General features: G+C 73.8%; 13 protein-coding genes. 4 read left to right on the top strand and 9 right to left on the bottom strand.

Going from position 1 to position 12,919, the window contains the following annotated elements; genetic code table 11:
• Window positions 1–170: 170 nt before the first annotated feature.
• Both ACFYW1_RS01920 and ACFYW1_RS01915 read right to left on the bottom strand, forming a co-directional pair.
• Window positions 171–833, bottom strand: coding sequence for a response regulator transcription factor (locus ACFYW1_RS01920; protein WP_148840003.1), 663 nt, complete (start codon window positions 831–833; stop codon window positions 171–173).
• A 316-nt stretch (window positions 834–1,149) separates the two neighbouring features.
• On the bottom strand, window positions 1,150–1,809 hold the full coding sequence (locus ACFYW1_RS01915; RefSeq protein WP_388985668.1) for a DUF3000 domain-containing protein: 660 nt from the start codon (window positions 1,807–1,809) through the stop codon (window positions 1,150–1,152).
• 91 nt (window positions 1,810–1,900) lie between these two features.
• Between ACFYW1_RS01915 and hemE the strand changes: the two genes are divergently transcribed.
• A complete protein-coding gene (gene hemE / locus ACFYW1_RS01910) occupies window positions 1,901–2,974 on the top strand; it encodes a uroporphyrinogen decarboxylase (protein ID WP_388985666.1) in 1,074 nt (357 codons plus the stop codon).
• Window positions 2,975–3,038: 64 nt separating this feature from the next.
• On the opposite strand, the gene ACFYW1_RS01905 is transcribed toward hemE, so the two are convergent.
• Window positions 3,039–4,421 carry an FAD-dependent oxidoreductase gene (locus ACFYW1_RS01905; RefSeq protein ID WP_388985664.1) on the bottom strand — a complete coding sequence of 461 codons (1,383 nt, stop codon included), beginning with the start codon at window positions 4,419–4,421 and terminating at the stop codon, window positions 3,039–3,041.
• Window positions 4,422–4,553: 132 nt separating this feature from the next.
• Between ACFYW1_RS01905 and hemG the strand changes: the two genes are divergently transcribed.
• Complete coding sequence (gene hemG, locus ACFYW1_RS01900) at window positions 4,554–6,041, top strand: protoporphyrinogen oxidase (RefSeq protein WP_388985662.1); 1,488 nt, start codon at window positions 4,554–4,556, stop codon at window positions 6,039–6,041.
• Window positions 6,042–6,045: 4 nt separating this feature from the next.
• Window positions 6,046–6,774 (top strand): hydrogen peroxide-dependent heme synthase, encoded by a 729-nt coding sequence (gene hemQ, locus ACFYW1_RS01895; protein WP_388985660.1) that lies wholly within the window; start codon window positions 6,046–6,048, stop codon window positions 6,772–6,774.
• Between the two features lie 159 nt (window positions 6,775–6,933).
• Here the strand turns inward: hemQ and ACFYW1_RS01890 are convergent, their stop codons facing one another.
• The 6 genes from ACFYW1_RS01890 to ACFYW1_RS01865 all read right to left on the bottom strand — a co-directional run bounded on the left by ACFYW1_RS01890 (window position 6,934) and on the right by ACFYW1_RS01865 (window position 12,170).
• Entirely contained in the window at window positions 6,934–7,734 is an 801-nt protein-coding gene (locus ACFYW1_RS01890; protein WP_388985659.1) for a TIGR04222 domain-containing membrane protein, read from the bottom strand.
• An 89-nt stretch (window positions 7,735–7,823) separates the two neighbouring features.
• Complete coding sequence (locus ACFYW1_RS01885) at window positions 7,824–8,846, bottom strand: TIGR04222 domain-containing membrane protein (protein ID WP_388985657.1); 1,023 nt, start codon at window positions 8,844–8,846, stop codon at window positions 7,824–7,826.
• A gap of 5 nt (window positions 8,847–8,851) precedes the next feature.
• Window positions 8,852–10,156: a DUF692 domain-containing protein gene (locus tag ACFYW1_RS01880; RefSeq protein WP_388985655.1), complete on the bottom strand. Its 1,305-nt coding sequence runs from the start codon at window positions 10,154–10,156 to the stop codon at window positions 8,852–8,854.
• A 190-nt stretch (window positions 10,157–10,346) separates the two neighbouring features.
• Window positions 10,347–10,880 carry a GNAT family N-acetyltransferase gene (locus tag ACFYW1_RS01875; protein ID WP_388985654.1) on the bottom strand — a complete coding sequence of 178 codons (534 nt, stop codon included), beginning with the start codon at window positions 10,878–10,880 and terminating at the stop codon, window positions 10,347–10,349.
• The gene (locus tag ACFYW1_RS01870; protein WP_388985652.1) at window positions 10,868–11,383 is read right to left on the bottom strand and encodes a hypothetical protein; all 516 of its coding nucleotides are present in this window, start codon (window positions 11,381–11,383) and stop codon (window positions 10,868–10,870) included. Before ACFYW1_RS01870 ends, ACFYW1_RS01875 begins: the two co-directional genes overlap by 13 nt.
• A gap of 40 nt (window positions 11,384–11,423) precedes the next feature.
• Complete coding sequence (locus tag ACFYW1_RS01865) at window positions 11,424–12,170, bottom strand: peptidyl-tRNA hydrolase (RefSeq protein WP_388985650.1); 747 nt, start codon at window positions 12,168–12,170, stop codon at window positions 11,424–11,426.
• 71 nt (window positions 12,171–12,241) lie between these two features.
• Here ACFYW1_RS01865 and ACFYW1_RS01860 point away from each other — a divergent pair, with 71 nt between their 5' ends.
• Entirely contained in the window at window positions 12,242–12,919 is a 678-nt protein-coding gene (locus ACFYW1_RS01860) for an AIM24 family protein (RefSeq protein ID WP_388985648.1), read from the top strand.

The raw sequence follows: 12,919 nt of genomic DNA, 5'->3' as shown, positions 1-12,919 counted from the left end.
TAGTTGTGTGTGTCGGGGGAGGCGTCGTCCGGGTGCGTTCTTCCCAGTTCTTGTTTTCTTTTTCTGCCCCCCCCCCCCCCGCCCGCGCCCGCCCCCCCCCCCCCGCGCCGATGCATGCAAACCGGCCGGTCCCCGGGGCGGGGCCGCGCGGACCTGCCGGGACGGTGGCGTCAGTGGATGATTCCCGTGCGCAGGGCGACGGCGACCATTCCGGCGCGGTCCCCGGTGCCGAGCTTGCGGGCGATGCGGGCGAGGTGGCTCTTGACGGTCAGGGCGGACAGCCCCATGGAGACACCGATGGCCTTGTTGGACTGGCCCTCGGCGACCAGCCGCAGGACCTCGACCTCGCGGCCGGACAGTTCTCGGTAGCCGCCCGGGTGGCTCGGGGTGCCGGGGGGCCGGCGGTGCATACGGGCGGCGTTGGCGCCGATGGGGGCGACGCCGGGGCGGGCGGGATGGCCGATATTGGTTCGGGTGCCGGTGACGACATAGCCCTTCACGCCGCCCGCGAGGGCGTTGCGCACGGCGCCGATGTCGTCGGCGGCGGAGAGGGCGAGCCCGTTCGGCCAGCCGGCCGCCCGGGTCTCGGACAACAGGGTCAGCCCGGAACCGTCGGGCAGGTGGACGTCGGCAACGCAGATGTCGCGCGGGTTGCCGACGCGGGGACGAGCCTCCGCGATGGACGACGCCTCGATGACGTCACGTACTCCGAGAGCCCACAGATGGCGGGTGACGGTGGAACGGACGCGCGGGTCGGCCACGACGACCATGGCCGTCGGCTTGTTCGGGCGGTAGGCGACCAGGCTTGCGGGCTGCTCTAGGAGAACGGACACCAGGCCTCCTGGGGGGAGTGGCGGGAACGGGCCGGCTCGGGGATGAAGCCGGGGCGAACCGTGCTTGAAGGGTCATTGACCTCTTCGGCAGTGGGCCCGCCCTCCTTTAGGGGAAGATCGCGATTTAGTGAGTAACAATTCCTGGCAAACCGGACATTCGATTGATTGTACGAAAAGAACGCCGGTAACGGTGCGTCGAATGTGACGCGCGGTTACCGGGATGGGGATGGGTTTCGGCCAGAAAAGAAGAGGGGGCCGACGGCTCCGGACCACGACGGCCCGACGGACATCGCGACGCCGTGGCGGGTCCGGCGCCTCAGTGGGCCTGGGGGCCGCGGCGCTGAGGGAGCGTCACCACCGTCGCGTCCACGGGATCCGACGGCGGCAGACCGGCGACCTGGCACAGCAGATCGCCCCACGCCATGAGGTGCGCCGAGGCGTCCGGGACCCCGCCGTGTCCCTCGCGCGGCGTCCAGGACGCCCGGATCTCGATCTGGGTCGCCGGCCGTCTCCCGCCCAGCGCCCCGAAGTAGTGCGACCCCGCCCGGGTCACCGTGCCGCCCGCCTCCCCGTACGACAGACCGCGCGCCTCCAGCGCGCCGGTCAGCCAGGACCAGCACACCTCCGGCAGCAGCGGATCGGACGCCATCTCCGGCTCCAGCTCGGCCCGCACCAGCGTCACCAGGCGGAAGGCGCCCCGCCAGGCGTCCTGCCCGGCCGGGTCGTGGAGCAGCACGAGACGGCCGTCGGCGAGGTCCTCCTCGCCGTCGACGACCGCGGCCTCCAGGGCGTACGCGTACGGGGCGAGCCGCCTGGGCGGTCGTGTCGGCTCCACCTCCAGCTCGGGTCGGAGCCGCGCCGAATGCAACGCGTCCACCGCGGAACGGAACGCGGGCGGGACGAAGCCGCCCTCCTCGCCGTCACTGGTGGCGGCGCCATCGGTCTGATCGGAGAACTGTCCCTGAGCCGGAGCCATGCGGGGAAGAGTAGGCGGAACCGGGGCTTCGCGCAGGGAGGGACACCCGGGCGGGCCCGGCTGCTTGCGGCTTCGTGCGAAGATTCCTGGTGTGAGTGCCAACGATCGCCCCATGGGCCAGCAGACGAAGACCTCCGCCACCCATGAGTCGGCGTTCCTGAAGGCGTGCCGCCGCGAGCCCGTGCCGCACACCCCGGTCTGGTTCATGCGCCAGGCCGGACGCTCGCTGCCCGAGTACCTGAAGGTCCGCGAGGGCATCCCGATGCTCGACTCCTGCATGATGCCGGAGCTGGTCGCGGAGATCACGATGCAGCCCGTCCGCCGCCACAAGGTCGACGCCGCGATCTACTTCAGCGACATCGTCGTACCGCTCAAGGCCATCGGCATCGACCTCGACATCAAGCCCGGCATCGGCCCCGTCATCGCCGACCCCGTCCGCACCCGCGCCGACCTGGCCCGGCTGCGCGACCTCACGCCCGAGGACGTCTCCTACGTCACCGAGGCCATCGGCCTGCTCACCGCCGAGCTGGGCGCCACCCCGCTCATCGGCTTCGCCGGGGCGCCCTTCACCCTCGCCAGCTACCTCGTGGAGGGCGGCCCGTCCCGCAACCACGAGCACACCAAGGCCCTGATGCACGGCGACCCGGAGCTCTGGGCGGACCTGCTCGACCGGCTCGCCGAGATCACCGGCACCTTCCTCAAGGTGCAGATCGAGGCCGGGGCCTCGGCCGTCCAGCTCTTCGACTCCTGGGTGGGCGCCCTCGCCCCCGCCGACTACCGGCGTTCGGTGCTCCCCGCGTCGGCGAAGGTCTTCGACGCCGTCGCCCCCTACGGCGTCCCGCGCATCCACTTCGGCGTCGGCACCGGCGAACTCCTCGGCCCGATGGGCGAGGCCGGCGCGGACGTCGTCGGCGTCGACTGGCGCGTCCCGCTGGACGAGGCCGCCCGCCGGGTCGGTCCCGGCAAGGCGCTCCAGGGCAACCTCGACCCCGCGGTGCTGTTCGCGCCGACGGCGACGGTGGAGGAGAAGGCCCAGGAGGTGCTGGACGCCGCCGCCGGCCTGGAGGGCCACATCTTCAACCTGGGCCACGGCGTGATGCCGTCGATGGACCCGGACGCGCTGACCCGGCTCGTCGAGTACGTGCACACCAGCACCGAGCGCTGAGCACGGCGCGGGCGGCAGCACTCCCGCAGGGCCTCGCCGGGGCCGCCCGGCCCCGGCGAGGCCCTCAGGCGGCGCCCGCCCGCCGCACCGCCGCCACCGCCTTGCGGGCCGCCACCAGGACCGGATCCCAGACCGGTGAGAACGGCGGCGCGTACCCGAGGTCCAGGGCGGTCATCTGCTCCACCGTCATCCCCGCCGTGAGCGCCACGGCCGCGACGTCCACCCGCTTGGCGGCCCCGTCCCGGCCCACGATCTGCACCCCCAGCAGCCGGCCCGTGCGGTACTCCGCCAGCATCTTCACCGTCATGGGCAGCGCCCCCGGGTAGTAGCCCGCCCGCCCCGTCGACTCGATCGTCGCCGTGACGAACCGCAGGCCCACCGCGCGGGCGTCCTTCTCGCGCAGACCGGTGCGGGCGATCTCCAGGTCGCACACCTTGCTCACCGCCGTCCCCACCACCCCCGGGAACGTCCCGTAGCCGCCGCCGACGTTGGACCCGATGATCTGGCCGTGCTTGTTGGCGTGGGTGCCCAGCGCGATGTGCCGGGTCCGGCCCGCCACCAGGTCGAGCACCTCCACGCAGTCGCCGCCCGCCCAGATGGCCCCGTGCCCGACGACCCGCATCGACAGATCGGTCAGCAGACCGCCGTGCGGGCCCAGCGGCAGGCCCGCGGCGCGCGCCAGCGTCGTCTCCGGCTCCACCCCGATGCCGAGCACCACCACGTCCGCCGGGTAGGAGGTGTCGCCCGCCGCGACCGCCCGCACCCGGCCGTCCGGCCCGGTGAGGATCGCGGTGACCTCGGCCCGGCCGACCGTGGTGATGCCCATGCCGTCCATCGCCTCGTGCACCAGTCGGCCCATGTCGGGGTCGAGCGTCGCCATCGGCTGCTCGCCCCGGTTGAGGACGGTCACCTCGAAGCCGCGCTTCAGCAGCGCCTCCGCCATCTCCACACCGATGTAACCCGCCCCGACGACCACCGCCCGCCGCCCCGGCGCCCGGTCCAGCGAGTCCAGCAGCGCCTGCCCGTCGTCCAGCGTCTGCACCCCGTGCACCCCGGGCGCGTCCATGCCGGGCAGCGCCGGACGCACCGGCCGGGCCCCCGTCGCGATCACCAGCTTGTCGAAGCCCGTCCAGTACGACTCGCCGGTCCCCAGGTCCAGGGCCCGCACCCGCCGCCCGGCCACATCGATTTCGGTGACCTCGGTACGCGTCCTGAGGTCGATGTCGCGGGCCCGGTGCTCCTCGGGCGTACGGGCCACGAGCTCGTCCCGCTCCGCCACGTCGCCGCCGACCCAGTACGGGATCCCGCACGCGGAGTAGGAGGTGAAACGGCCCCGCTCGAAGGCGACGATCTCCAGTTCGCCGGGGCCCCGCAGCCGGCGGGCCTGGGACGCGGCGGACATGCCCGCCGCGTCACCGCCGATGATCACCAGTCGCTCCGCCGCCATGCCCGTCCCTCCGACGCCCGGGGCCCCGCCCGGATCCGACCTGATCCGAACGGAAAACCCTGGTCCGAGGGGCCCACGCTACGACGTGGGGGAAGCGGATGGGCGCCCGGACGGGTTTGAGAGAGTGGGGGCATGCAGCGTTCAAGCAACAGCGCGGACACCGGGCCGGGACACGTCGTCGTCATCGGCGGCGGCATCGCCGGCCTCACCGCCGCACACCGGCTCCTCGGCGCCGGTCTCCGGGTCACCCTGCTGGAGGCCACCGAGCGGCTCGGCGGCAAGCTCATGACCGGCGAGGTCGCCGGGGCCCGGGTCGACCTGGGCGCCGAGTCGATGCTCGCCCGCCGGCCGGAGGCCGTCGCCCTGGCCCGCGCCGTCGGGCTCGGCGACCGCCTGCAGCCGCCCGCCACGACCACCGCGTCCGTCTGGACCCGCGACGCCCTGCGGCCCATGCCCAAGGGCCACGTGATGGGCGTGCCGGGCGATCCGGCGGCGCTCGCCGAGGTGCTCTCCCCGGAGGGCCTCGCCCGCATCGCGCAGGAGCGCGACCTCACCCCGACCACCGTCGGCGACGACGTCGCCGTCGGCGCGTACGTGGCCGACCGGCTGGGCCGCGAGGTCGTCGACCGGCTCGTGGAACCGCTGCTCGGCGGCGTGTACGCGGGCGACGCGTACCGGATCTCGATGCGCGCCGCCGTGCCCCAGCTCTTCGAGGCGGTGCGCGAGGGCGGCCCGCTCCTCGACGCCGTCCGCCGCGTCCAGGACCGCGCCGCGGCCCGGCAGCGGACCGGGCCCGTCTTCCAGGGCATCGACGGCGGCATCGGCACCCTGCCCGGAGCGGTCGCCGACGCGGTGCGCGCGGCCGGCGGGGAGATCCTGACCGCCACCCCCGTCCTCGGCCTGACCCGCACCACCACCGGCTGGGACGTCCGCACCGACGCCCGGGTGATCACCGCCGACGGCATCGTGCTGGCCGCGCCCGCCTGGTCCGCCTCCACCCTGCTCGCCGCCGAGTCCCCGGCGGCCTCCGCCGAGCTGGCCGGGGTCGAGTACGCGTCGATGGCCCTGGTCACCATGGCGTTCCGCCGCTCCGACACCGACACCACGACCGCGCTCGCCGGACGCTCCGGCTTCCTCGTCCCCCCGGTCGACGGCCGCACCATCAAGGCGTCCACCTTCTCCACCCACAAGTGGGGCTGGGTCGCCGAATCCGCCCCCGACCTCTTCGTCCTGCGCACCTCCGTCGGCCGCTACGGCGAGGAGGACCACATCCACCGCGAGGACACCGAACTCGTCGACGTGTCGCTGCGTGACCTCGCCGAGGCCACGGGGCTGACCGCGAAGCCCGTGGACACCGAGGTCACCCGGTGGATCGGCGGGCTGCCCCAGTACCCCGTGGGCCACCTCCCGCGGGTCGAGCGGATCCGGGCCGAGGTCGCCAAACTGCCCGCGCTGCGGGTCTGCGGGGCGGTCTACGACGGCGTCGGCATCCCCGCCTGCGTCGCGAGCGCCCACCGCGCGGCGGACGAGATCGTCCACGAGCTCACGGGCCGCCCGGCGGAAGAGATCATCGCCACGCCGACCCTGGTTCAGGGCACTCGGAGCGAGGCGGGACAATAGCCGTATGAGTGCGCCTGAGACTGTGAAATCAAGCAAGGGCCCCAACGCGGGCAAGAAGGCCAAGGACCTCAACGAGGTCATCCGCTACACGTTGTGGTCCGTCTTCAAGCTGCGCGACGTCCTGCCCGCCGACCGGGCCGGTTACGCCGACGAGGTCCAGGAGCTGTTCGACCAGCTCGAAGCCAAGGACATCACCATCCGCGGCACCTACGACCTCTCCGGCCTGCGTGCCGACGCCGACATCATGATCTGGTGGCACGCCGAGACCGCGGACGAGCTGCAGGAGGCGTACAACCTCTTCCGGCGCACCAAGCTGGGCCTGGCACTCGAACCGGTCTGGTCGAACATGGCGCTGCACCGCCCCGCCGAGTTCAACAAGTCGCACATCCCGGCCTTCCTGGCCGACGAGACGCCGCGCAACTACATCAGCGTCTACCCCTTCGTGCGCTCCTACGACTGGTACCTGCTGCCCGACGAGGACCGTCGCCGCATGCTCGCGGACCACGGCAAGATGGCCCGCGGCTACCCCGACGTCCGCGCCAACACCGTCGCCTCGTTCTCGCTCGGCGACTACGAGTGGATCCTCGCCTTCGAGGCCGACGAACTGCACCGCATCGTCGACCTGATGCGTCACCTGCGGGCCTCCGAGGCGCGACTGCACGTCCGTGAGGAGATCCCGTTCTTCACCGGACGCAGGAAGTCCGTCGCAGACCTGGTGGCCGGGCTCGCGTAGCGAGCGGGTTCCGACCACCCCAGCCCGGAAGATCAGAGGGCGGGCAACGGCGCGTTCCGCGCCGCCCGTCGTTCCAGCGACACCGGGTTCGGCTCCCGGTGCGGCGCGCGTCCCGCGCGCCGCACCGGTGTTTTTCCCGTACCGGCACCTGCCGCCGTGCTACCGGTCGTGCCCCGCCGGACCGCCGCTGCCGCCCCCGAGCGCGGACCGCAGCGCCGGATCGTCCACGGCGCTCACCCCCCGCACCGCGAGCGCCGACAGGACGTCGTGGCCCGGCGGCACCTCGTTCGCGGCCAGCAGCCGCTGACCGGCGGGCGAGGCCCAGGAACTGTACGGGTGGACCTCGATCCGGGCGATCGCCAGACAGCCCAGCGTCAGCGCGAGCGGCAGCCCGAACCAGGCGAGTAGTGCCACCACCGGACCGCCGGGGCCGTGGTCCTGGCCGGGGACCAGCAGTACGACGGCCGCCATCGCGACCACCAGCAGCGCCGCGCCGCGCACCCCGCGCACCGCGGCGGCCACATCGCTCCCGGCGCCGACCGGGCGCGCCAGCCCGGCGGCGACGAGCCGGTCGGCCAGGGCCCGCACACTGTCGGCGGCCGCCGCCGCGGCCCGCACCGGCGGTATCGGCGACTGGCCCTGCGGCCCTATGGCACGGATCACCGTGCGTTCCACCTCGTCCCGGCCCTCCGGGTCGACCACCGTCGCCCAGCCGGTGTGGGCGAGCAGCAGCCGTCGGCGCAGATGCATGGTGACCAGCGCCAGATCTATCACCCGGTGCGGGCCACCGGCCAGGAACGCGGTCTCGTACAGGGTCAGTTCATGACCGGCGCCGAGGTCCCGCGCGTCGTCGTCGGACGCGTCCGGCAGCAGTCCCGTGCGGGCCGCGACAAGACAGAGCCGGATGCACGAGAAGGCTGCCGCCCCCCAGGCGACCAGCAGGAACAGTACCCAGAACATGGCAGATTCCTATGCGAGACGGACGTGGATGACCATGGCCTGTTCACCATGCGGACGATTCGGCGGCGCCGGCGGGGCGCCGCCCGGATTCAGGAGCCGCCGCCGCAGCTGGAACCACCGCCGCAGCTGGAACCACCGCTGGAGCAACTGGAGCCGCCCGACCCGCCGCAGCTCGACCCGGACCCCGAACCGCAGCCCGACCCCGAACTGCAACTCCCGCCCCCGCCGCCCCCGTTGCCGTCCCCGGAGCTGCCGCAGCTGCCGTGCCCCGGCTCCGCACCGGCGCACCACACCACCGGCGCGAGCAACAACGCGGAGGAGTCCTGGGACGACGAGGGCACCCGGCCCGCAGGCCGCCCGCCCGCCGGGCGCATCCGCGCCGCCGCGACCAGCTGCGCGTGGAAGTCGGAGTCGGGCAGGTACCGCAGCCCGCGCGTGGCCACCAGATGAGCCGGGCACGGGTCCTGCGTCAGGGCGGTGGCGTACGCCGCGGCGGCCCGCCGCCCCGCCCCGGTGACGCGCCGTCGGGCGACACGGGCGCAGACGAAGCCGACGAGGGCGCCGACGAGCAGGACCAGGAGCACCTTCAGGACGAAGGGCTCGGGGGACTCGGCGGCCGGGTCGGCGGACGTGTACTGGGAGACCGTCACCGCGATGGAGACCGGGACGGCCAGCAGACAGAACAGCCCCTGGGCGATGCCCCAACGGCGCCACGTCCGACCGGCTGCGGGCGGGGCCAGCAGGCCGCGGGCGGCGAGCCCGTCGCCGATCTCCTGCACGGCGGGGTGCCGCATCACCGCCTCGCGCAGGGTGTGCAGCGCACCGCTGGAGCCGGCGGCGTGCTCCTGGAGCACCGCGCGTTCCACCGGGTCGTGCGCCTCGGCCCGCCGGACGGCGACGATCCCCGGGCCGCCGACGGCGATCCGGCCGTCCGTGTGCATCGCGGTGAGCACGGTGTCCGCCACCCTGCCGGGACCGCCGTTCAGGAAGGCCACCTCGTGGAGGTCGTGGACGGGGCCGCCGGGGCCGCGGCGGGCACGCGCGAGCCCCGCGATCAGGAGGACCGAGGAGAGCATGACCGATATGTCCAGCAGACCCGCGACGACGCTCATGCCGGTCACCTCCCGACCAGGGCCGCGCGGGCCGCCCGTATCAGCCGGGTGGTGCGGCGCGGCGGTCGCGCGGCGGCCCGGTCCTGCCACCAGTGGGTCAGTTCGCGCCGGGCCGCTTCGTCGGCGGGCTGTCCCGCGATCAGCAGCGATTCGGCGAAGTCCAGCGCGTCGCGCCGGTAACCGGCGGACATGGGGGTGCTCCCGGCGTACGCGAGGAAGGCGGGCCGGTAACCGGCGCCCAGGATCTTCGGCAGCTCGGGGGCCACCTTGGCGACGACCCCGGCCCGTTTGGCGGCCAGGGCGTGGCTCTGGACGCCGATCCGGTGCGCGTCGAAGCCGGGCGGTGCGGGGTCCCCGGCGACGAGCGCGCGGAGCAACGCGGACTGGGCGCCCGCGAGCCGGTCCCGCACGCCGTCCGCGACGGCGGCGGCGCCGGCGGGCGGCCGGTGCGCGGCGCCGGTGGCCGCTGCCGGGGGCGTCGCCCCGGCCGCCGCCCGGTCCAGCGTGGCGCGGATCGTGGCCAGTTCGGCCGCCAGCCCACCGGCCGGCGGGAAGTCGTCGTCGCGTTCCAGCAGGACGCCCGGCGGGTCGACCCGGGAGCGGAGTTCGGCGAGGACGTCGAGGACCGGCCGGGTGACCGGGTGGGCGTGGGTGTCGTGCCAGACGCCGTCCTTCTCGATCCCGCCCGCCACATGGACGTACGCGATCGCCTCCACCGGCAGCTCGTCCAGCGCGGTGGCCGGGTCCTCGCCCCGGTTGACGTGGTTGGTGTGCAGATTGGCGACGTCGATCAGCAGCCGGACCCCGGTGCGTTCGACCAGCTCGGCGAGGAACTGTCCCTCGGTCAGCTCCTCGTCGGGCCAGGAGATCAGCGCCGCGATGTTCTCCAGGGCCAGTGGCACCGGCAGCGACTCCTGCGCGATGCGCACGTTCTCGCACAGCACGTCCAGGGCGTCCCGGGTGCGCGGCACGGGCAGCAGGTGGCCGGCCTCCAGGGCGGCCGAAGCGGTGCGCGGCCCCCCGGCCCGTACGAACGCGATGTGCTCGGTCACCAGCGGGGCGGCGAGCAGCTCGGCCCTGGCGGCCAGATCGGCGAGCCGGTCCGCGTCGGGGCGGTCGGCCCCGCCGAGCCCCAGCGAGACGCCGTGCGGGACGACGGTGACGCCGCGCTCCCGGAGCCGTACCAGCGAATCGGGCAGATGGCCGGCGCAGATGTTCTCCGCGACCGCCTCCACCCAGTCGATCCCGGGCAGCGCCTCGACGGCGGCCGCGATCTCCGGCCGCCATCCGATGCCGATTCCCAGCTTCATGTCGTCCCCCTCCTCCGCTCCGTGCAGGGCTGATGGCCCCGAGGGGCGGTGGTGAATCCGGAAAGGAGGACGTTCAGAGGATGATTTGAGGTTCCGGACCGGCGGGACCGGGATCGCCGAGGGGACAGCCGCTCCGGTCGCGCGGTGCGGGGCGGGCCGAGGACCGCCGCGTACGCCCCTCCCGGACCGCCTACCGGTTCTCCGGGGCGGGCCGGAGCGTGATCCAGTAGTGCCGTGCGGGGCCGTGCCCGGTGTCCCGCACGCCTTCGAGGACGCCGCCGTGGCGCTCGATGGTCCGCGCCGACGCGAGGTTGCCGGCCGCGCAGACGATCAGCAGCCGGTCCTGGCCCAGCGCCCGCGCCTCGTCGAGCATCCGCCCCAGCGCCCAGGTCGCCAGCCCGCGCCGCCGGGCGGACGGCCGGACGCCGTACCCGATGTGCCCGAACCGCGGCACGAGGCCGTCGTACCCGTGCCGCAGCGCGATCCCGCCGAGCACCCGCCCGTCCTCGACGATCCACCGGTACGCGCATCCCGCCCGGCCGGTCCCCGCCGGGGCCGCCTCCCCGGTCAGCCGCGCCACCCAGGCCGCGAACCCGGCCGGCGAGTCGACCTCGTCGGACGGCTCCAGCCCGAACCCGTCCTCGTGGGGGCCGGGCCCCCACTCTTCATGTGCCTCGATCCAGGCGGAGTGCAGCAGGACGGTGGGCGCGATCAGTTCGGGCATGCGGCCGACGCTACCGGCCGCCCCGGCCCGGCCGGGCTCAGGTGTCGTAGTAACCGTCCCAGGGGGCGAAGAACCCCCAGGGAGTCGGGGAGGAACTCCGCCCGTGCGGGGTCCGTACCGTCGCCCTCCTCGACGACCAGGCCGAACAGGATGCCCTCGGACCGGACGGCGAAGGGGGCGATCGCGATGTCCTCGTAGTGCCGCTCCGGCAGGGCCTCCAGCCACTCGTCCAGCAGGAGCCGGGCGGCGGCGATCGCCTCCCGCTCGCCGCCCGCCGTGGTGCCGGTGACCCGGATCCGCGAGTCCAGGTGCCGGCCGGCCGCGTCGAACCGGTGGAGCACGGCACACCAGCGCTTCTGCTCCTGCCAGTCGTCGCCGAAGCTCCGGTCCTCGGGGAAGGCCCCGGTGACGGAGGCGAAGAACTGGCCGTCCCGCCACCGCCCGATGGTGTCCGTGCGGTAGTCGGCCTCGTGCTTGATCGGAATGATCCCGGGAACGGTCATGCGCGGAACCATAGGCGCCGCCTGTGACAACGGGCGGTGCTCAGCCGCGCAGCGCGGGATGGTCGGCGACCACCGTGCACGAGCCCGGGGCGATCTCGGTGAACCCGGCGTCACGCACCACCGGCAGTCCGCCCGTTGTCAGGCCGCGCCAGCGCTCCGGGTCCGCGGCGGCCACGGAGAGCGGGAAGCCCGCCTCGCGCCACGCCTTGCGGTCAGTCTCCGAGAGCTCCCACCAGGCGAGCTGCGCGCCGTGCCCGGCCTGCGCCATCGCCTTGCCCGCCGACATGTCCAGCTCCGGGTTCAGCCACAGCACCGGCTCCCCGGGGACGGGCGCGGGCGGCGGTCCGGGGTCGTCCAGCTCCGTGCCCGACACCTGGAGCTTCGCCAGCTCCTTCGGCCAGCCGTCCAGGGGCACCGGCGGGAAGACCCGCACCTCGGCGCTCTCGCCGGTCACCGTGATGCCCGGCAGCCCGGACGCCCTGCGCCACTCCGCACCGCGCGCCCGCCGCACCACCTTGCGGATCCGGGCGTCCTGCCAGTCCCGCATCACCCGCGCCCACTCGCCCTCGCCGGCCGAGCGCTCGTCGGAGAGCATCACGAGCACCGCGCGGGCGGCGGTTTGCAGCGCGTCGGTACGGGCCGGGGGAGCCGTCTTCTCGATGTGCACGACCAGCGGCAGGACGTACTGCGGGGCCTCGTCGCGGTCCGTCCGCCGCGATCCGAACGGGCCGCTTGCCTCGGACGGCCGGGAAACGGCCGGGGACTCGGGGATGTCTTCGCTGCTCACCCGCCCAGTCTGCCAGCCGCCCGGGCAGCGTTTCTTGGCAGAACGGGATACTCCGGGTGAGGATGCACCCCATGAAGAGCGATCTCTTTTCCAGCGAGCACCTGGCGCAGCAGGCGACGGTCCCCGGGATGACCCTGCAGAACGCCAAATCCATCAAGTACGCCGTCAACGGCGAGATGCACGCCCGCCAGGGAGCGATGATCGCCTTCCGCGGCGATCTGCAGTTCGAGCGCAAGGGCCAGGGCATCGGAGGCATGCTGAAGCGCGCCGTCACCGGCGAGGGGCTGCCGCTGATGGCGGTCCGCGGCCAGGGCGAGGCGTGGTTCGCGCACGAGGCCGCCAACTGCTTCATCGTGGAGCTGGAGCACGGCGACGTCCTCACGATCAACGGCCGCAACGTGCTCTGCTTCGACCCCACGATCTCCTACGAGATAAAGACCGTGAAGGGCGCCGGGATGACCGGCGGCGGCCTCTTCAACAGCGTCTTCACCGGCTACGGCAAGCTCGGCCTGATGTGCGAGGGCCACCCCATCGTGATCCCCGTGACGCCGCATCAGCCGGTGTTCGTCGACACCGACGCGGTGGTCGGCTGGAGCGCCAACCTGACCACCTCGCTGAACCGTTCGCAGAGCTTCGGCTCGATGATCCGCGGCGGTTCCGGCGAGGCCATCCAGCTGCGGCTGGACGGCGAGGGATTCGTGATCGTGCGGCCCAGCGAGGCCAAGCCCGAGAAGGCGACGGCCAACTGA

The organism is Streptomyces sp. NPDC002669 (assembly GCF_042889165.1).
Classification (GTDB): Bacteria; Actinomycetota; Actinomycetes; order Streptomycetales; family Streptomycetaceae; genus Streptomyces.
Note: the sequence above shows the minus strand (reverse complement) of the source record. Positions and strands in the feature narration are given on the sequence as shown.

Excerpts from the sequence above, each read along its gene's own strand:
- ACFYW1_RS01915 (WP_388985668.1), bottom strand. The coding sequence starts at position 1,809 with ATGGCTCCGGCTCAGGGACAGTTCTCCGATCAGACCGATGGCGCCGCC.
- ACFYW1_RS01905 (WP_388985664.1), bottom strand. The coding sequence starts at position 4,421 with ATGGCGGCGGAGCGACTGGTGATCATCGGCGGTGACGCGGCGGGCATG.
- hemG (WP_388985662.1), top strand. The coding sequence starts at position 4,554 with ATGCAGCGTTCAAGCAACAGCGCGGACACCGGGCCGGGACACGTCGTC.
- hemQ (WP_388985660.1), top strand. The coding sequence starts at position 6,046 with ATGAGTGCGCCTGAGACTGTGAAATCAAGCAAGGGCCCCAACGCGGGC.
- ACFYW1_RS01890 (WP_388985659.1), bottom strand. The coding sequence starts at position 7,734 with ATGTTCTGGGTACTGTTCCTGCTGGTCGCCTGGGGGGCGGCAGCCTTC.
- ACFYW1_RS01885 (WP_388985657.1), bottom strand. The coding sequence starts at position 8,846 with ATGAGCGTCGTCGCGGGTCTGCTGGACATATCGGTCATGCTCTCCTCG.
- ACFYW1_RS01880 (WP_388985655.1), bottom strand. The coding sequence starts at position 10,156 with ATGAAGCTGGGAATCGGCATCGGATGGCGGCCGGAGATCGCGGCCGCC.
- ACFYW1_RS01875 (WP_388985654.1), bottom strand. The coding sequence starts at position 10,880 with ATGCCCGAACTGATCGCGCCCACCGTCCTGCTGCACTCCGCCTGGATC.
- ACFYW1_RS01870 (WP_388985652.1), bottom strand. The coding sequence starts at position 11,383 with ATGACCGTTCCCGGGATCATTCCGATCAAGCACGAGGCCGACTACCGC.
- ACFYW1_RS01860 (WP_388985648.1), top strand. The coding sequence starts at position 12,242 with ATGAAGAGCGATCTCTTTTCCAGCGAGCACCTGGCGCAGCAGGCGACG.